This is a genomic window from Halomonas sp. M20 (assembly GCF_020622265.1).
Lineage (GTDB): Bacteria > Pseudomonadota > Gammaproteobacteria > Pseudomonadales > Halomonadaceae > Modicisalibacter.
Map to the genome: position 1 here is coordinate 323,114 of NZ_JACNMQ010000002.1, position 18,428 is coordinate 341,541.

Annotated in this window: 19 protein-coding genes; 10 read left to right on the plus strand and 9 right to left on the minus strand. The window is 59.9% G+C overall.

The window, feature by feature from the left end:
- Window positions 1–92 precede the first annotated feature (92 nt).
- Both H7850_RS07120 and H7850_RS07125 read left to right on the plus strand, forming a co-directional pair.
- Window positions 93–281, plus strand: coding sequence for a hypothetical protein (locus H7850_RS07120; protein WP_227368829.1), 189 nt, complete (start codon window positions 93–95; stop codon window positions 279–281).
- 127 nt (window positions 282–408) lie between these two features.
- Window positions 409–1,182: a YrhK family protein gene (locus H7850_RS07125; RefSeq protein ID WP_227368830.1), complete on the plus strand. Its 774-nt coding sequence runs from the start codon at window positions 409–411 to the stop codon at window positions 1,180–1,182.
- 177 nt (window positions 1,183–1,359) lie between these two features.
- Here the strand turns inward: H7850_RS07125 and H7850_RS07130 are convergent, their stop codons facing one another.
- The 5 genes from H7850_RS07130 to H7850_RS07150 form a co-directional block, all read right to left on the minus strand.
- Window positions 1,360–2,250, minus strand: coding sequence for a DMT family transporter (locus H7850_RS07130; protein WP_227368831.1), 891 nt, complete (start codon window positions 2,248–2,250; stop codon window positions 1,360–1,362).
- 75 nt (window positions 2,251–2,325) lie between these two features.
- Window positions 2,326–3,075 carry an AraC family transcriptional regulator gene (locus H7850_RS07135; protein ID WP_227368832.1) on the minus strand — a complete coding sequence of 250 codons (750 nt, stop codon included), beginning with the start codon at window positions 3,073–3,075 and terminating at the stop codon, window positions 2,326–2,328.
- On the minus strand, window positions 3,072–3,563 hold the full coding sequence (locus tag H7850_RS07140) for a metallophosphoesterase family protein (protein ID WP_227368833.1): 492 nt from the start codon (window positions 3,561–3,563) through the stop codon (window positions 3,072–3,074). Before H7850_RS07140 ends, H7850_RS07135 begins: the two co-directional genes overlap by 4 nt.
- Window positions 3,564–3,566: 3 nt before the next feature.
- Window positions 3,567–5,255 (minus strand): dihydroxy-acid dehydratase, encoded by a 1,689-nt coding sequence (gene ilvD / locus H7850_RS07145; RefSeq protein ID WP_227368834.1) that lies wholly within the window; start codon window positions 5,253–5,255, stop codon window positions 3,567–3,569.
- Between the two features lie 97 nt (window positions 5,256–5,352).
- Window positions 5,353–6,252, minus strand: a complete 900-nt coding sequence (locus H7850_RS07150) for a polyprenyl synthetase family protein (protein ID WP_227368835.1) — start codon at window positions 6,250–6,252, stop codon at window positions 5,353–5,355.
- Window positions 6,253–6,343: 91 nt separating this feature from the next.
- On the opposite strand from H7850_RS07150, the gene fni reads away from it, so the two are divergent.
- From fni to crtB, 4 genes are read left to right on the plus strand one after another with little or no spacing between them, the layout of a single operon-like run.
- Window positions 6,344–7,429, plus strand: coding sequence for a type 2 isopentenyl-diphosphate Delta-isomerase (gene fni, locus H7850_RS07155; RefSeq protein WP_227368836.1), 1,086 nt, complete (start codon window positions 6,344–6,346; stop codon window positions 7,427–7,429).
- A gap of 39 nt (window positions 7,430–7,468) precedes the next feature.
- Window positions 7,469–8,671, plus strand: a complete 1,203-nt coding sequence (gene crtY / locus H7850_RS07160) for a lycopene beta-cyclase CrtY (protein WP_227368837.1) — start codon at window positions 7,469–7,471, stop codon at window positions 8,669–8,671.
- 2 nt (window positions 8,672–8,673) lie between these two features.
- On the plus strand, window positions 8,674–10,161 hold the full coding sequence (locus H7850_RS07165; RefSeq protein WP_227368838.1) for a phytoene desaturase: 1,488 nt from the start codon (window positions 8,674–8,676) through the stop codon (window positions 10,159–10,161).
- Entirely contained in the window at window positions 10,154–11,083 is a 930-nt protein-coding gene (gene crtB, locus H7850_RS07170) for a 15-cis-phytoene synthase CrtB (protein WP_227368839.1), read from the plus strand. Before H7850_RS07165 ends, crtB begins: the two co-directional genes overlap by 8 nt.
- On the opposite strand, the gene H7850_RS07175 is transcribed toward crtB, so the two are convergent.
- Entirely contained in the window at window positions 11,049–11,585 is a 537-nt protein-coding gene (locus tag H7850_RS07175; protein WP_227368840.1) for a sterol desaturase family protein, read from the minus strand. The two genes, crtB and H7850_RS07175, sit on opposite strands and share 35 nt — an antisense overlap.
- A gap of 164 nt (window positions 11,586–11,749) precedes the next feature.
- Here H7850_RS07175 and H7850_RS07180 point away from each other — a divergent pair, with 164 nt between their 5' ends.
- Window positions 11,750–12,427 carry a hypothetical protein gene (locus H7850_RS07180; RefSeq protein ID WP_227368841.1) on the plus strand — a complete coding sequence of 226 codons (678 nt, stop codon included), beginning with the start codon at window positions 11,750–11,752 and terminating at the stop codon, window positions 12,425–12,427.
- Between the two features lie 14 nt (window positions 12,428–12,441).
- On the opposite strand, the gene H7850_RS07185 is transcribed toward H7850_RS07180, so the two are convergent.
- The 3 genes from H7850_RS07185 to H7850_RS07195 all read right to left on the minus strand — a co-directional run bounded on the left by H7850_RS07185 (window position 12,442) and on the right by H7850_RS07195 (window position 15,395).
- Window positions 12,442–13,023, minus strand: coding sequence for a peroxidase-related enzyme (locus tag H7850_RS07185; RefSeq protein WP_227368842.1), 582 nt, complete (start codon window positions 13,021–13,023; stop codon window positions 12,442–12,444).
- Window positions 13,024–13,098: 75 nt separating this feature from the next.
- Window positions 13,099–14,592 (minus strand): CoA-acylating methylmalonate-semialdehyde dehydrogenase, encoded by a 1,494-nt coding sequence (locus H7850_RS07190; RefSeq protein WP_227368843.1) that lies wholly within the window; start codon window positions 14,590–14,592, stop codon window positions 13,099–13,101.
- Between the two features lie 89 nt (window positions 14,593–14,681).
- Complete coding sequence (locus H7850_RS07195) at window positions 14,682–15,395, minus strand: GntR family transcriptional regulator (RefSeq protein WP_227368844.1); 714 nt, start codon at window positions 15,393–15,395, stop codon at window positions 14,682–14,684.
- A gap of 162 nt (window positions 15,396–15,557) precedes the next feature.
- On the opposite strand from H7850_RS07195, the gene dctP reads away from it, so the two are divergent.
- From dctP to H7850_RS07210, 3 genes are read left to right on the plus strand one after another with little or no spacing between them, the layout of a single operon-like run.
- Complete coding sequence (gene dctP / locus H7850_RS07200) at window positions 15,558–16,556, plus strand: TRAP transporter substrate-binding protein DctP (protein WP_227368845.1); 999 nt, start codon at window positions 15,558–15,560, stop codon at window positions 16,554–16,556.
- A 10-nt stretch (window positions 16,557–16,566) separates the two neighbouring features.
- Window positions 16,567–17,088, plus strand: a complete 522-nt coding sequence (locus tag H7850_RS07205; RefSeq protein ID WP_227368846.1) for a TRAP transporter small permease — start codon at window positions 16,567–16,569, stop codon at window positions 17,086–17,088.
- A 2-nt stretch (window positions 17,089–17,090) separates the two neighbouring features.
- Complete coding sequence (locus tag H7850_RS07210) at window positions 17,091–18,416, plus strand: TRAP transporter large permease (protein WP_227368847.1); 1,326 nt, start codon at window positions 17,091–17,093, stop codon at window positions 18,414–18,416.
- Window positions 18,417–18,428 lie beyond the last annotated feature (12 nt).

Genomic DNA, 18,428 nt, shown 5'->3' on the forward strand with positions numbered 1-18,428 from the left:
TCGTTACTGGCCAATGATGAACAGGCCTTCTAGGTTTACTAGACAGGCCCGATATAAATGATTGGTCTGCGCATGCCAAACAAGGAGGATTTATGGCAACCGACAAACCCGAAGACGAGAAAACCAACATTCCCGAGCCCGGTGACGAAGCGGAACCGGGCACTCCGGGCACCGGAGAGGACGTTTGCCCAACCTGCGGAGGCACCGGCAAGATCAACGATGAGGAGTGTGTCGATTGCGGCGGGTCGGGTTACATTATCAAAGGTATTGGCGGCGCCTGATGGGATCGATAGAAACAGGCCCGCCGACCAGGTCATGATGCCGCTCGTACCTACGAGTACGAGCGGCTTTATAGCGTTGCGTTCTGCCATAATGGCAGCATCAAGGCAATCAGCGACTTTTTAACCCATGCCACATCTGATCACTCACCGTCCGCGTGTTTCCGATCTATCCTCGAAAGACCCGCACAGCCGTACCCATGAGATATGGGAGACGGTCAACGCCTATAGCTATAAGCTAGGAGGGTTGGCCTTCGTCTTCGGTAGCATCTTTTTCTTTCCAGCGCTTTCGCAGTACCTGGTTATCGGCGATTGGCTCTTCTTCACCGGCTCGCTGGTCTATCTGCTGGTGACGGGCCATGACCTGCTCGAGGTGCTTAAATATTGGCGCATGCACAGCACGCGGTCCTTTGCCGATTATATCGAGTACGTGGCAGCTTGGTCCTATGTGCTTGGCTCGGCCCTGTTCACGGTGGGTAGCCTCTGCTTTCTTCCCTCGCTGGAAGCCGTCGCCATCGGCAGCTGGAGTTTTATTATCGGTTCTGTGCTATTCGTGATCGGCGGCTTCGCAAACCTCCTGCAGGTAGTCGAGGCGCCTTCGATGATCTATATGCAGCTGTTCAACATCACCGTGGCCCAGTTCATCCTGGGCTCGGGATTGTTCACGATCGCCTCGATTCCCTATCTTTGGCATCTCGACGCTGCTGCAGAGCGCCAGGTGACGACACTTGCCGCGTCATCATTTCTGTTCGCCAGCGTGCTGTTCTTCCTGGGTGGCGTGTGCATCTACTATCGCAAGCTGGTAGGAGAAAAGCTCGCGGCTTTCTGCCATGCCAACGGGCTAGGCACCATGTTCATCAGCGCACTACGCAAGGAAGACGATGTGGCAAGGCATACCAGATGACCCATTGAGAGTTTTCGGCTGTAACGAGACTCTTCGACGCGAACTCGCAAAAGCGCTGCCAGAAGACCGAGTGGATATCGTCGCCTTGCACCTGCCGCGACCTGGAACACTGGATGTTGGAGAAACAATATGCGCCTTGAAGCGATTGAACTTGGCCAAGGCTTTGCCTCTATCGCGTCAAGAACCAGGTTTACGCCATAGGTTCCTATGCAAGCGCCCACTTCCTACCAGCATGCCCAAGGTAATAAGCCCCGCCGCCAGCGCTAGCAGTGGCGTCGGCTCAGCGTACCCGGTCAGAATCAATGCCACCGTAGATAGCAACGGAGTAAAGTAGGCGAGAAGCCCCAGCAAACGCAGGTCGCCATGCTTGACGCCCACATCCCAGGTGAAGAAGGCACTGCCCACCGGCCCCAGACCCAGACCAAGCACCCCGAGCCAGCCGATGCCTACTGGTAAGCGAGTAGGTTCAAACAGCCAATGGCAGAGCGCGGCGAGCAGCGCCGTTACCAGGCAGAAGCCGCCTACAGCTGCGGTAGGCACATTGCGGGTCGCCCGGGACAGCACCGAATAGCCACTCCATAGGAAGGCGCAGGCAAACGCTGCCGCATAGCCCAGCACACTGCCACCGGCATTCACGTCACCACCAACCAACAAGGCCGCCCCGGCAAAACCCAGCAGACTGCCGGCCACATGAATGATGCGCAGCCGCTCACCGGGTAGCAACGCGACGAAAAGCACGATCAACAGCGGCCATAGATAGCTGATCAACCCGGCGTTGGCCGGGGGCGCGTTCTGTTGGGCAACGAAGTAGAGCGCGTGATAGCCGAACAGCCCGCAGACTCCCAACATCCATACCGCAGGCGGTTGCTTTAGCGGAGTGAACAAGGATTCGCCACGCAACCCCAGCCAGAGTGCAAAACAAAGGAACGCAATACCGAAAGCCAAGGCGGTGAGAAGAAACGGTGGCACTGGCCCCGCCAGTTGGGTCAGCGCCGCCAGCAGCGCCCAGTTGAGGACCGTGGTGGCGCCGATGGCGGTGGCGCGATTGTCGGAGATGGATTGCGTCATGAGTCTTACCAACCAAGAATTCGCTACAAAGTCTGCCGCCAGTCGACGGGCATGACTTGTCGAATCCTGACCCAATCACAACTCCTCATGAGCACGGCTCTTTTCCATAAAACGAGCGTTACCCCGCCATTCTTTTGGAGCACAGCCATACTGCCGCCGGAAGGTGCGCGAGAAATGCGCCGCATCGGCGAAACCGCAGGTCAATGCAATCTCTGTCATGGAGGCCGTAGATTCACTCATCAGGTGTCGTGCACGGTCAAGGCGCCGGGTAATCAGCCAGGTATGAGGCGTCTGCCCGGTCAGGGCGCGAAACTGCCGTGCGAACACCGCCTCGGCAAGGTGACAGCAAACGGCCATCTCGTTGACACGCCACGGATGGGCCAAATCGGCTTCGACGATCGATATCAACTGGATCAGCCGTAGGCGCGGCGCCGTCACTTTGGTGCCGGTGTCACTCAAGGCTTCATTCAGCCAGCTCAGCAACGCGGTGGGGCTGGCAGCCGTGAGCTCAGAGGCGCTTGCGACTAGCGCCGAGGGTAAGCGACGTGGCACATGGATCATCGACACATCCAGCTCCAGCGCCTCGCACCAGGGCACCGGTAGATCCAGTGCCAGGCAATCGTTATCACGTAATGCCAGGTAATGGTGTTGTTCCCCGGCGATAATAGGCACCAATACACCGGCCACCACCCGCGCGCCCCGGCCATCGGTCTCGAGTTCGACGCTGCCGCTCAACCCCAGCAATAACTGATGGAAGTCGTGACGGTCGGTGAGTACGCGGTTCGGATAGGCACGCATTTCAACGACGGGCCGGGGGACAATCATGACGACTTTACATCGAGCGGCTGATGAATGATCGCGCCGCGTAACCCACGCTCGTCCGCCCATAGCTTGCCCAGCGTAATCGGCAGTTTGAAGCGTCGCCGGCCACCACCCCCGGGGTTGAACAGCAACCGACCGCCCAGCCATTCATTGCGCGGCTTATGGGAATGGCCATGGAGTACCGTATCGCAGGGCGTGCCGGGATCGAAATCGGCAATATCGTGTACCAGGTGCAACCGCCAACCATTGACGATCAGATCCTGGGTCCAGGGTATATCCTCGGCCCAATCTTGCGTATCGATATTGCCGCGCACGGTGTAAAGCGGCGCCAATTCGGCAAGCCGTTCGAGAATGAACGGCTTGCCGACGTCACCGAGATGCAGGATCAGCTCGCAATCCTTAAGCAGGGTAAGCGCTTCCTTACGCAGCGTGCCGTGGGTGTCAGCGATCACGCCTGTTGGTGAGGCAATATCAAACCGCGGCACGCACATCGGTTATTCCGGCAGGTCGGTGACTGCACCCGTCGACGCCGAACTCACGGTTCGAGCGTACTTGGCCAGCACACCACGGGTATAGCGTGGTGCCGGCTGCTGCCAGTTGGCACGACGGCGTTCGAACTCCTGATCGTCGATATGCACGTCGATGGTATCCGCCTCGGCGTCGATAGTGATCTCGTCGCCATCTTCCACCAGCGCCAGCGGCCCGCCATTGAAGGCTTCGGGGCTCACGTGGCCGACCACGAAGCCATGACTGCCGCCGGAGAAACGCCCGTCGGTGATCAAGGCCACGTCGTTGCCCAGGCCCTGGCCCATGATTGCGGAAGTGGGAGTAAGCATCTCGCGCATGCCCGGGCCGCCCTTGGGGCCTTCATAGCGAATCACCACCACGTCTCCGGCTACCACGTCGCCGGCGTTGATACGCGCCTGAGCCTCCTCTTCGGACCCGAACACCTTGGCCCACCCGGAGAAGCGCGTGCCCTCCTTGCCGGTGATCTTGGCGACCGCTCCTTCCGGCGCCAGATTGCCATAGAGGATGCGAAGGTGGCTCTCGCCCTTGATTGGCTTGTCCAGCGGCCGGATGATCTGCTGATCGCTCGGGTAAGGTGCTACATCCGCCAGATTCTCCGCCAGCGTCTTGCCGGTGACGGTCATGCACTCGGCGTGCAAGAGCCCGGCATCGAGCAACATCTTCATCAGCGGCTGAATGCCGCCGATGGCGACCAGCTCGCTCATCATGTAGTGGCCGCTGGGGCGCAGATCGGCAACCACAGGTACTCGCCGGCCGATGCGGGTGAAGTCGTCCAGGGAAAGTTCAACGTCGATGGCATTGGCCATTGCAATCAAGTGCAGCACCGCGTTGGTCGAGCCGCCGAGTGAAATCACCACGGTAATGGCGTTCTCGAAGGCTTCGCGAGTCATGATGTCGCTGGGTTTCAGGTCGCGATCCAGCAGGTCGAGCACCGCCGCCCCGGCGGCACGGCAATCGTCCCGCTTGTTCTGGGATACCGCGTTCTGGGCCGAGCTGTTGGGCAGGCTCATGCCCAATGCCTCGATGGCGGAAGCCATGGTGTTGGCGGTGTACATGCCGCCGCAGGAGCCCGGCCCGGGAATCGCCGTCTCCTCGATCTGCTTGAGCTCGATCAGCTCCATGTCGCCCTTGGCATGGGCGCCCATGGCCTCAAATACCGAAACCAGGTCGGTGTGATTGGCGCCGGGCATGATGGTGCCGCCATAGACGAACACGCTGGGGCGATCGAGCCGCGCCAGACCGATCAGGCAGCCGGGCATGTTCTTGTCGCAGCCACCGATCGCCACTACGCCGTCGAAGCCCTCGCAACCTGCCACGGCCTCGATGGAATCGGCGATTATCTCCCGCGATGCCAAGGAGTACTTCATCCCCTCGGTACCGTTGGCGATACCGTCCGATATGGTGATGGTGTTGAAGATCACCCCTTTGCCGCCGGCGGTGTCGGCGCCCTGGCGTGCATCCTCGGCCAACTCGTTGATGTGGCTGTTGCAGGGTGTGACCTGGCTCCAGGTCGAGGCGATGCCCACCTGGGGCTTCTTGAAGTCTTCATCATTGAATCCCACCGCCCGCAGCATGGACCGGCTGGCGGATTTGCCAATGCCATCGACGACTTGACTGGAATAACGACGACGCTTGTCCTGCTGTTGCTCGCTCATGGCCCGGGCTCCGCGGTGGTATATGTTTGTGGGTATCGATTTTGGAAGCAAGCGCGAACGGTTGCAACATCCAGTGATACGAAGGTGAACCGCCTGGTTACCAGGAGCAGGGAAAAAGACTCCGCGTAAAGTTACCGAGCGCGGAGCAAGGCCCATAAACGAAGGTCAGCTGTCGATCGGCTTCTTCTAATTGCTCACTCAGCAGCCGACACACTTCCTCGGCCCCAAGCAGATTGACCAGAGTGGCCTTGTCGCGATCCTGATCGGCATCTTTACCGTGAGCCGCACTGCAATCACCCAGGTCATCGCTTAACTGGTAGGCTTGCCCCAGCGCCAGGGCGAAACGCTCGAGCGAATCCGCAGCGGCCTTGTCGATCCCGGTAATAACCGCTACCAACTGCATGCTGGCCTGAAAGAGCACACCGGTCTTGTGCCGGTTGGTCGCCATCACATCCGCTACGGAACGAGGTTTCTGCGCCTCATGCAGATCTTCATACTGTCCTTTCACCAGCCCTTGAACATCGGCTGCCCGGCTAAGTTGCCCAATCATCCGTGTGCGTTGCTCCGCGGGCAGCGTCGACGCATCGGATACGACGCCAAGGGCACGGCTCAGCAAGGCCACTACCGCCAACATGGCCACGTCCTCCCCATACTGACGATGCACCGTCGGGCGCCCGCGGCGCATACTGGCGTTATCCATGCAAGGAAGGTCGTCCAGGATCAGAGAAGCGGTGTGGATCATCTCTATCGAAGCGCCCAGATCGAACAACGCAGGTTCTCGGCAATCCAGCTCTCGAGCGGCAAGCACCAGCAGCAAAGGGCGTATCCGTTTGCCCGGTGCCAGCACACTGCTGCGCATGGCCTGACTCACCGGATCGTCGCTTGCCTGCGTATCGGTAAGCAGCCCATCCAGGCGCCTTTCGACAGCCTGGCGGATCCCATCAAGGCTAGCGAAATCGTCGCTATCAAAAGCAACATTCGGAAAGGTTAAACTCATTGAGGACGCTCCTGGAGTTGTTCTTGATAGTACGACCCGTACAATTCTTGCACAACTTTAGGCGCAACCCTATACAATGGAGTTCTAGCCAATGCCCTCTGACAAGGAAACCGACATGAAAGGCGAAGGTCTGGTCGAGCGCAAGAACGATCATCTGGCTATTGTGCTGGACGCTCAGCGGGCACCCGGGCCCACTTCCTCTGGCCTTGCCGGCTATCGCTTCGAGCATTGCGCCCTGCCACAACTCAACCTCGACGATATCGATCTGCGTGCGCAGTTTCTGGGTAAACGGTTGAACGCTCCGTTTCTGATCAGTTCCATGACCGGCGGTGCGGCAAGGGCGCGTTTGATCAACCAGCATCTGGCCGAAGCCGCCCAGGCCTTGGGAATCGCCTTGGCCGTCGGCTCTCAACGGGTCGCCTTGCAGACCGATAATGACCATGGCCTGACCCGGGAGCTGCGTCGACTCGCACCGGACATTGCGTTGCTCGGCAACATCGGCGCCGGCCAGCTTCGTGAAGCCCAGGGCATCGAGTGGGCGCGTCGTGCGGTAGACATGATCGACGCGGACGCCCTCATCGTTCATCTCAACCCCTTACAGGAAGCCGTGCAGTCCGGCGGCGACCGCGACTGGCGCAACGTTCGCCAGTCAATCGGTGCCTTGGTGAAGGCGCTCGAGGTACCGATAATCATCAAGGAAGTCGGCGCGGGCATTTCGCCTCAGGTCGCCCGGGCTCTGATCGAAGAAGGCGTAGCGGCAATCGACGTGGCAGGCGCCGGTGGCACCAGCTGGGCGGCGGTGGAAGCCGAACGCGCCGCAAGCGAGTCCCAGAAGCGCATCGCCTTGGCCTTCGCCGGTTGGGGCATCCCTACGGCTCAGGCCATTCAGGCGGTACGTCGCGAGTTACCGGATACGCCATTGATCGCCTCCGGCGGCATTCGCGACGGTGTCGATGCGGCCAAGGCCATTCGTCTGGGTGCCGATCTCGTGGGTCAGGCGGCGGCGGTGCTTGCAAGCGCCACCCAGTCGAGCGAGGCGGTCATAGAGCATTTCGAGATACTCATTGCGCAGCTACGCATCGCCTGTTTTTGTACCGGTAGCGCCGATCTGAGTGCGCTGCGTCAGGCAGTGCTGCTGGATGAAAACGGCACTGCCGTGCGAAACGCGCGGCGCTAGGCTCATGCATACTATCTTCACGCACAGGACGCCCCTGGCATGCCACAGCATCATTACGATCTGATTCTGGCCGGGGGCGGCCTGGCCAATGGCTTGATCGCTCTACGCCTGAAACGGGATCGCCCCGAGCTTCGCCTACTGATGCTAGAGCAGGAGAGCCGCCCCGGCGGCAACCATACCTGGTCGTTTCATGACAGCGACTTGAACACCGAGCAACATGCCTGGCTGGCCCCCCTGATAGGATGCCATTGGCCACGCCATCGGGTGATCTTTCCAGAGCGGGAGCGGCGGCTGCAGGGCGGCTATACCAGCCTGCTCTCCTCGACCTTCGCACAGGCACTCGAATGCGCTCTGGGTGATGCGCTATGGGTCGATACAACAATCGCCGCCCTCGAACCTGACCGGGTCACGCTTGAAGACGGCACCCAACTGACGGCAAGCGCGGTGATCGATGGTCGCGGCCCGGCGCCGAGCCCGCATCTGTTCCTGGGCTATCAGGCCTTTCTCGGTCAGGAAATCAGACTTGCCGCGCCCCATGGGCTTCAAGAACCCATCCTGATGGATGCAAGTCTGGCCCAGGGCGAAGGTTATCGTTTTGTCTATGTGCTGCCCTTCACCCGGGATACGCTGCTGATCGAGGATACCCACTACATCGATCAGCCAGTGGATGACGACGTCCAGCTGCGGCACAACATCAGCGCCTATGCCGAGGCCAAAGGCTGGCAGATCGATGAAGTGCTGCGGGAAGAGCGCGGTGTTTTGCCGATCACCCTGGCCGGGGATTTTGAGGCCTTTTGGAATGAAGCCGACGGGCAGCCACGTAGCGGCCTGCGGGCCGGGCTTTTTCATCCTACTACCGGCTATTCCCTGCCCCATGCGGTGCGCCTGGCAGAGCGGATCGCCAGTCTTGATGATTTAAGCTCTCCGACGCTATTCAGTGCGATCCGTGACGAAGCGCAGCGGGAATGGCGCCAGCAGGGCTATTTTCGTCTGCTCAACCGCATGCTGTTCCTGGCCGGCTCGCCGAGCCAGCGCTGGCAAGTCATGCAGCGCTTCTACGGGCTATCTGAGAGCTTGATCGAACGCTTTTATGCGGGACGTCTGACTACCCTGGACAAGGCGCGCATTCTTGTCGGCAAGCCGCCGGTGCCGCTAGGCGAAGCCATTCGTGCCGCAAGATGCTCTAGCCCTGCTCGACTCCTCTCCTCTTATCGATACGATTCGACACCATCTAGGAACTAGCCATGACGCAACAACAAGCCCTGGTGATTGGCGCCGGCTTCGGCGGTCTGGCCCTGGCCATTCGTCTGCAAGCCGGTGGCTATCGCACCACCCTACTAGAAAAACGCGACAAGCCCGGCGGTCGCGCCTATGTCTACGAAGACAAAGGGTTCATCTTCGATGCCGGCCCCACGGTCATCACCGACCCAGCGGCGCTGGAAGAACTCTTCACCCTGGCCGGCAGGCAGCTATCGGATTACGTGGCGCTACTGCCGGTTTCTCCTTTCTATCGGCTATGCTGGGAAGACGCGCCGTCGTTTGATTACGTCAATGATCAGCAGGAGCTGGAGCGCCAGATCGCCGAGCGCAACCCTAAGGACGTGGAGGGCTATCGGCGCTTCCTCGAGTATTCCAAGGCCGTTTATGAAGAGGGCTATATCAAACTGGGCGCGGTGCCCTTCCTGTCCTTTCGCGACATGATCAAGGCCGGACCGCAGCTGGCGCGGTTACAAGCCTGGCGCAGCGTCTATGCCATGGTGTCGCGATTTGTGGAGGACGAACACCTGCGCCAGGTGTTCTCCTTTCACTCCTTGCTGGTGGGGGGTAACCCCTTCGTCACCTCCTCGATCTATACCCTCATTCATGCGCTGGAGCGTCAGGGCGGCGTGTGGTTCCCGCGAGGAGGCACTGGTGCGCTGATTCAAGGCATGGTCAAGCTGTTCGAGGACATGGGGGGCAAGCTCGAACTCAACGCGGAAGTGGCGAATATCGAGACTCAAGATGATCGCATTACTGGCGTCACCCTCCAGGATGGCCGCCATTTCGAGACCGATGCGCTGGCCTCCAATGCAGATGTCATCCACACCTACGCGAAACTGCTGGGCAAGCATCCCCGCGGGGTCAGTCACGGCAATGCGCTCAAGAAGAAGCGCTACAGCATGTCGCTATTCGTGATCTATTTCGGCCTCGACATGCCATCAAAAGATCTTCAGCATCACACCATCTGCCTGGGGGCGCGCTACAAGGAGCTGATCGACGAGATCTTCAACGCCGACACCTTGGCGGAGGATTTCTCGCTTTATCTACACTCGCCCTGCGTCACCGACCCTTCCCTGGCACCGCCGGGGTCCAGCGCCTACTACGTGCTGGCACCGGTGCCGCATCTGGGCACCGCCCCCATCGACTGGGAAAGCCAGGGGCCGGTCTATCGCGATCGCATCCTCGACTACCTGGAGAAGCACTATATTCCCGGGCTACGGGAGCATCTGGTGACCTGCCGCCACTTCACGCCGCTGGATTTTCGCGATGAGCTCAATGCCCATCTGGGCTCGGCGTTCTCCCTGGAGCCGATTCTTACCCAGAGCGCCTGGTTCCGGCCTCATAACCGGGACCAGAAGATCGACAACCTCTACCTGGTTGGCGCCGGCACCCATCCCGGCGCCGGCGTGCCCGGGGTAGTGGGTTCCGCCAAGGCTACGGCGAAACTGATGCTGGAGCGCCTTGATGGTTGATGCGCTCGACCGTCACGCCGCCGAGACCATTCAGGTCGGATCAAAAAGCTTCGCCACCGCCGCGCGGCTTTTCGACCCCGCGACCCGGCGCAGCGTGCTGATGCTGTACGCTTGGTGTCGACACTGCGACGACGTGATCGATGAGCAGCATCTGGGCATGCCCTCTCGCGTTGAAGGCTCAACGGACAGCAGCGAACAGCGCATGGCCGGGCTTCGCCATATGACCCAGCAGGCCTATGCCGGCGAGCCGATGCAAAGCCCACCTTTCGCCGCTTTTCAGCAGGTGGCGCTGAATCATCGTCTTCCCGAGCGCTATCCCCTGGCGCACCTGGAAGGCTTCGCCATGGACGTTCAGGAGCGCTGTTATGTCACTATCGACGACACTCTGAGCTACTGCTATCACGTCGCCGGGGTCGTGGGCATCATGATGGCCTGGATCATGGGGGTGAGGGATGAGGCGACGCTGGATCGGGCCTGCGATCTGGGCCTGGCCTTCCAGCTTACCAACATCGCCCGGGACATCGTCGACGATGCGGAAATCGCGCGCTGCTACCTGCCTCAAACCTGGCTTGTCGAGGCGGGCATACCGCCGGAGGAGATCGCTGACCCACGCCACCGCGACGCGCTGGCCGGGGTAACGGCACGTCTGATCGATCTGGCGGAGCCTTATTATCAATCGGCTCGAGGTGGGCTTGGCGCACTCCCGCCTCGCAGCGCCTGGGCAATCGCCACCGCCCACGGCGTTTATCGGGAAATCGGTATTCAGGTCAAGGCAAGAGGCGCGGGGGCCTGGGATCGGCGCGTATCCACTAGCAAGGCAGACAAGCTGCGCTTATTGGCCAAGGGATTGGGCCAGATGATGACTTCTCGCTGGCAAATGCCGGCGCCTAGGCCCGAGCATCTCTGGCAACGTCTCGAGTAGATGAATTCTGCAAAGCGCCGCCATGCTTTTCTCGCAGCTGGCGCTTCAAGGTACTGACGGAAGGTGCAATTAAAAAGCCGAAGGAGACGCAGCCTTCCTTGCCATTCACTGCGTGATGCATGCGATGGGCCTGGTACAGGCGCTTGAGATAGCCGTGACGCGGCACGTAGCGAAACGGCCAGCGCTGATGCACCAAGCCGTCATGGGCAAGAAAGTACAGGAAGCCATAGGCGGTCATGCCCGCGCCGATCCACTGAAGCGGATACCAGCCCAATGTTCCCGCCGCGATCAGCACGATCGCCACACCGGCAAACACCACCGCATAGAGATCGTTCTTCTCGAACCAGCCATGTGCCTGGCGCACGGAGTGAGGCTCATGGTGGGAGCGATGCCACCCCCAGCCCCAACCATGCATCACGTACTTATGGGCAAACCAGGCGAACACCTCCATACCGGCGACCGTCAACAGCACAATCAACGTATTCGACAGAAGAATAGCCATGGCAAGCGGATCTCCATAATTGCGCAGGTTGGCAAAACGGCATGCATGGCTCCACCCATATCAGGATCTCAAGAAACCACCACGACCCGCCGATAACATAGTCAATCAAGCATGATGTCTTTCACAAGAATTCAAACGATTATATTGCGCCGGGACCCAAATCGATGCCATTCAATGAAGCCAAGGAACATGCGCCTGGGCGCCTGCATACTGTTTTTGCCGATCCTTATACCGCTTTCGACAACTCGGTAACCGAGCGTCGGCTGCATTTGAACATCGCCATTGAAGCACTTCTTGGTCAGGCGATGGCGGATAGCCAACTGACACTCGATGTTGTCCATGGTTGGGAAAACGGCGAGTGCGATCCTGGTGACTTGCAGCATAGCAGTCATCGGTTTGACTCTCTCGACGACCTGCGCCAGGTCGCTGAGCGCTACCGCAAAGCGGTCGAAGCGCAAGAAGCTCTGCCACAGGATGCTACCTCCTTGATCGCCGAGCCATTGGCCAAGGCGATTGCCGAAACGGTGGCGAACGGTCAGGCCCTCGACGAGGAGTCGCGCACCATTCCTGCCCGGTGGCCAGCCTTCGCCAATGGGCTCATCCTTTACACCTACTTCAAAATGTACCACCGCCTGACCTATGGCGAGGACGACCCTTATCGCTCCATACGTTGTGAAACAGTGGATGGTCTGCGAGAGATACACGAATTCCATGTAGAAGAAGGTAGATTCGCCGTCCTCTTGCCTGCCGAAGATGCCACCTTCGACACGGTTCTTACGCTACATGAGAGCCAGCTCGAGCCGGTGCTGCAGCTATTCGAGAAATTTCAGATAGGCGTCTAGCGGTTGCCTGTTCTTTATCTTGGCACCCGTCCCATCAGATAAAACTCCTCATTGGGCGGCGTGCCGGTAAGATTCACCAGCCGGTTGGACATACCGAAGAAGCCGGCAACCGCGCCGATGTCCCAGATATCTTCGAGGGTAAAGCCCACTTCGAATAGACGACCCTGCCACTCGTCGTTGAGCTCACCCTGCTCGGTACCGATATAGAGCGCGAAATCCAGCATGAGACGATGGCGTTCGCTTATCGGCGCGGTGCGATGATTGATCGCCACCTGATCGGCAAGCAGCGGATCCTTGCTGTAGATGCGCGCCAAGGCGCCATGGGCAACCACGCAATAGAGGCAACGGTTCCGCGCGCTGGTAGCCACCACTACCATTTCCTTCTCCGCCTTGGTCAGGGTGTCGGATTCACGTTCCATGAGCGCATCGTGATAGGCGAAAAAGGCACGAAATTCGTCAGGCCGATGGGCAAGTGTGAGAAAGACGTTGGGCACGAAGCCGGCCTTCTCCTGTACCGCCAAGATGACGTCGCGGATATCCTCGGGTAGCTCGTCGAGGGATTCGGGAATGGGAAAACGGCTGAGGGATACACTCATGATTTTTCCTTAAGATCAGAAAAACACCGCCATTGATCCTGGCGGTGTTCAAGAGCCTTTCTATTGTTGCACCTATCACATCGAAATGGTGCTGTTGATGCCGCCGGAGACGTTTTCCGGCTCGAACCAGCGCGACGTTACGGTCTTGGTCTGGGTCCAGAACTGGATCGCCTGCTTGCCGTTGGGGCCAAGATCGCCAAGCTTGGACGCCCGGGAGCCGGTGAAGCTGAAGTAGGCCACCGGCACTGGAATCGGCACGTTGATACCCACCTGGCCGACATCGATATCGCTCTCGAAGCGCCGCCCGGCCCAGCCCGAATTGGTGAAGATCGAGGTGCCATTGCCGTTGGGATTGGCATTGATGAAGGCGATGGCGTCATCCAGGGTTTCAACCCCTACCACGCACAGCACCGGGCCGAAGATCTCTTCCTTGTAGATGGTCATGTCAGCAGTGACGTCACTAAAGATCGTCGGACCCACGAAGTTGCCATCCGGGTAGCCCTCGACGCTGATGCCACGGCCATCCAGTGCCAGGGTCGCTTCGGATTCGCCGGTATCGATCAGCTTGAGCACCCGATCCCGCGCCGCCGGTGACACCAACGGCCCCAGGTCCGCATCGCGCTGGGTGCCGGGGCCCACCTTCATTTCCCGGGACTTCTCGACGATCTCCTCCAGCCACTGGCGTGCCTCGCCCACCAGCACCAGTACCGAGTTGGCCATGCAACGTTGGCCGGCGGCACCAAAGGCGGAGCCCAGCACGTTGTTGATCGCCTGACTACGATTGGCATCCGGCATGATCACACAGTGATTCTTGGCCCCCATCATCGACTGCACTCGCTTGCCCGCAGCACCGGCGCGCTCATAGATATGGGTGCCGATGGCGGTGGAGCCGATGAACGAGAGCGCCTTGATGTCCGGATGGTCGCAGATGTGGTTGGCAACATCCGGCCCGCCGTGCACCACGTTGAGCACCCCATTGGGCACGCCGGCTTCATGGGCCAGTTCGACCAGGCGCATGGTGGAAGATGGGTCCTGTTCCGAAGGCTTCAGCACGAAAGTATTGCCGGTGGCGATGGCCAAGGGGAACATGAAGCAAGGCAGCATGATGGGGAAGTTGAAGGCAGTGATGCCGGCGCCGACGCCCAGGGGCTGGTGCAAGGAGTAGACGTTAACGTCGCTGGCTGCGTTCTCGGCAATCTCGCCAAGCTGTAGCGAGGTGATCGAGCAGGCGTGCTCGATGACTTCCAGGCCGCGGCCCACTTCGCCTTCGGCATCTGGCAGCGTCTTGCCGTGCTCCTCGGTGATCAGTGCCGCCAGCTCTTCGGTGTGCTCGCGCACCAGCGCCTGAAACCTGAGCATGATGCGCATGCGCTTGGCCAAGGGCATCTTGCGCCAGCTGACAAAGGCCTGCTTGGCGCTGGCGACGGCCTGATCGACTTCCTCGCGGGTGGCAAAAGGCACCCGTGCCACTACTTCCTGGGTTGCCGGATTGACCACATCGCGCCACTGCTCGGCCTTCGATGGGATGGGTTGGCCGTCGATATAAAGGGCGATCTCGCGGACGGACATGGTGGCTTCTCCTTGGTGATTTGTCATCTTGTCTCAACGAGTCTAGTTGGAGACACCGCTGGCGAACAATTGTTGATCCGGCATTCGACTCAATCGGTGGATACTTTATCTACGACCAAGCCGGCAGCAACGCCCGCCTTGGCACTGAACCGCCGAACGCTGGCCACGAAGTCGCTGAAACGCTCGCCCTGAATCAGCACATGATCACGCAGAGCCTGCTCCGCGCCAATGGAATCCCCCGTCTCGAGCATGCGTACGACTTCCCGGTGCTCGGCCAGCGAACTCTGCATGCGATGACGCACCTGCAATTGCAGGCGGCGATAGGGCTTGAGACGCTGCTTCAACTGACGCGCCTCAGTGGCCAGGAAGGTGTTGTGGCTGGACGCATAGATGCAATCGTGAAAGCACTCGTTCTCGTAATAATAATCATCGGTATTACCCGAGCCGGCCGCTTCTTCACAGCGCTTTAGCGCCCTGCGCAAGGCAGCGATTTCCTCCGGGGTAATACGCCGCGCGGCCAGACGCCCGCACATGCCCTCCAATTCGGCCATGACCTCGAACATCTCGATCAGCTCCTCGATTCCCACCTGGGCCACGAAGGTACCCTTCTTGGGCACCACCGTTACGAGCCCGCTGGCGACCAGTTGCTGTATGGCTTCCCTTACCGGTGTACGGGAGACCTGAAAGGTCTTGCCGAGCGTTTCGGGATCGAGCCGCTCCCCGGGAGCCATCCGGCCATTAAGAATGTCATCTTCCAGCGCGTCCTTGAGTCGCTGGGTATTCGATCGCTTCGCGCTGCTCACGGCTGCGTCCTGTGCTGTTCGTTTTTTATTCACTCAACGGCCATCCCTTACGACGTTTGTCTAGTTTCGCGGGTTTGACACATTGGTGTGTACTAACTATTGATATATATATCATAGCCCATGATACATATTTCACAAAAACAAGATCCATGGAGACACCTAATGAAACGCCAGCTCACCACCGCCATTACCGCCACTGCCCTCACCATTGCCGTCAGCGGTGCCGCCAATGCTGAAACCGTCCTACGCGCCTCTCACCAGTTCCCCGGTGGTCAGGGCGACGTACGCGATGAAATGGTTCAATTGATGGCCGAGTCGGTCGATGAGGCGAATGTCGACCTAAAGATTCAGGTCTATCCCGGACAGTCGTTGCTCAAGGCCAAGGAGCAATGGGGCGCCCTGGTGCGGGGCCGCCTGGACATGACGTCACTCCCTCTGGATTATGCCAGTGGCCGTCACCCCGAGTTCTCGGCCACGCTGATGCCCGGCTTGGTGCGCAGTCATGAACGGGCCCAGCGGCTCAACGACTCCGAGTTCATGGACATGATCAAGGAGGTCATCAACGAAGCCGGTGCTCGGGTACTGGCGGATGCCTGGTTGGCAGGCGGGTTTGCCTCGAACATGCGTTGCGTTACCGCCCCGGATACGGTCGATGGCCAGACCATGCGCGCCGCCGGCCCGGCCTTCGATGAGATGCTCGCCGAGGCCGGTGCCTCGATCGCCTCGATGCCCTCCTCGGAGATCTACACCGCCATGCAGACCGGCGTACTGGACGGCGCCAATACCTCCTCCGGGTCATTCATCTCCTATCGCATCTACGAGCAGGTGAAATGCCTGACCGCCCCCGGCGAAAATGCCCTGTGGTTCATGTACGAGCCCATCCTGATTTCCGAACAGAGCTGGAATGGACTCAATGAGGAGCAGCAAAAGGCACTCACCGAGGCCGGCAAGAAGGCCGAGGAGTTCTTTGCTGGCGAGGCCGCGGCACTCGACCAGAAGCTGGTGGATGTCTACAAGGAAAACGGAGTCGAGGTGGTGACCATGACCCCCGAGAACTACCAGGCCTGGCTGGATATTGCCAAGCAGAGTTCATACAAGACCTTTGCCGAGAACGTGCCCAACGGCCAGGCCTTGATCGACGCGGCCCTAGCCGTCGAGTGAGGAAGCGTTCATGGCTCAAAACTCGAATCGTCCGCTGACGGCTAGTCGGGGTCTGTCGGGTTTCTATATTCGCCTGATGGACATCGTATCGAGCAGCGTCGCCGTCATCGCCGGCGCTCTGCTGCTGGCTGGCGTACTCGCCGTCTGTCACATGATCTTCATGCGCTACGTGCTGGGCCAGAGCACCATCTGGCAAACTGAGTTCGCGATTTATTCCGTCACCGGGGCGATGCTGCTCGGTGCCCCTTACGTACTTCGAAATGGTGGGCATGTCGCGGTCACCGTGCTGCCCGATGCGCTCGGAGGCTGGGCCAAAAAGATCATGTACCTCCTCTCTGCGCTAGTTGGGCTCGCCTTCTGTAGCGCCCTGGCCTATAGCGGCTGGCACTACTTCCTCGAGGCCTATCGCATGGACTGGACCACCGGCACGGTCTGGAATCCGCCCTTGTGGCCGGCGCTGTTACCACTCGCCATCGGCATCAGTCTACTTTCGCTGCAGTACGTGGCGGAAATTCTTCGCGGGGAATCCTGAGTATGGATCCAGTCACCAGTGGCATCCTCATCGTCGTCGCCCTGTTCGTATTGATGGCCATTGGCACGCCCATTGCCTTTGCCCTGGGCGGCGTATCGCTCGCTGCCCTGGTGCTCGATCGCGGCATGGGCGAGCTGACCTACTTCGGCGAGACCTTCTTCGGCAACATTGCGTCTTTTGGTTTCGTGGCCATTCCAATGTTCATCCTGATGGGCGCGGCGGTGGCCTCGTCCCCTACCGGGCGAGACCTGTATCGCTCCCTGGATCTATGGCTCGGCAGAATGCCCGGCGGGCTAGCGATTTCTAACATCGGTGCCTGCTCGATATTCGCTGCTTTATCCGGTTCATCCCCGGCTACCAGCGCGGCTATCGGTAAACTGGGCATCCCTGAGATGCGCAAGCGTGGCTATCCGGATGGCGTCGCCGCAGGCTGTATCGCCGCCGGCGGCACCCTGGGCATCCTCATTCCGCCGTCGGTGACCATGATCGTCTACGGTATTTCCACCGAGACCTCCATCGGACGCTTGTTCATCGCCGGTGCCCTGCCCGGGCTGATGCTGGCCGGCTTGTTCATGGCCTGGACATTGATTGCCTGCAAGTTGTCTGGCGGCTACGGCAATCCGCTGGCGGACGCCGCGGCCAGCGCCAAGGAGAACGTCGAGGGCAACCTCAAGGCGCTGGTGCGGGTACTGCCTTTCATTCTGGTGGTCACGGCCATTCTGTTCGCCCTCTACGGCGGGGTCGCCACGCCGTCCGAGGCCGCCGGCGCGGGGGCCTTTCTATGTCTGGCGCTGGCCATTATCGTCTATCGCATGTGGCAGGTGAAACCGCTCAAGACCATCCTGCGCGATGCGCTGAGCGAGAGCGTGATGATCATGCTGATCATCGCGGCCGCGGAGGTATTCGCCTTCGCTCTCTCTTCGCTGTTCGTCACCCAGACCGTCGCCGGGGGGATTGCCGACCTGGAGGTGAATCGCTGGGTCCTGATGGGCATCATCAACGTATTCCTGCTGGTCGCCGGCTTCTTCCTGCCGCCGGTGGCGGTGATCGTGATGGCCGCACCGATCCTGATGCCGATCATTCTGGCGGCAAATTTCGACCCTTACTGGTTCGCGGTGGTACTCACCATCAACCTGGAAATCGGCCTGATCACCCCGCCCGTCGGGTTGAATCTTTTCATCATCAAAGGGATTGCCCCGGATATCGCCCTGCGGGACATTCTGCTCGGTAGCCTTCCCTATGCCCTGTGCATGGTGCTGGGCATCGTGCTGCTGTGCTTTTTCCCGGGCATCGCCACCTGGCTACCCGATCTGATTATCGATAGCTGATCATCAACGACT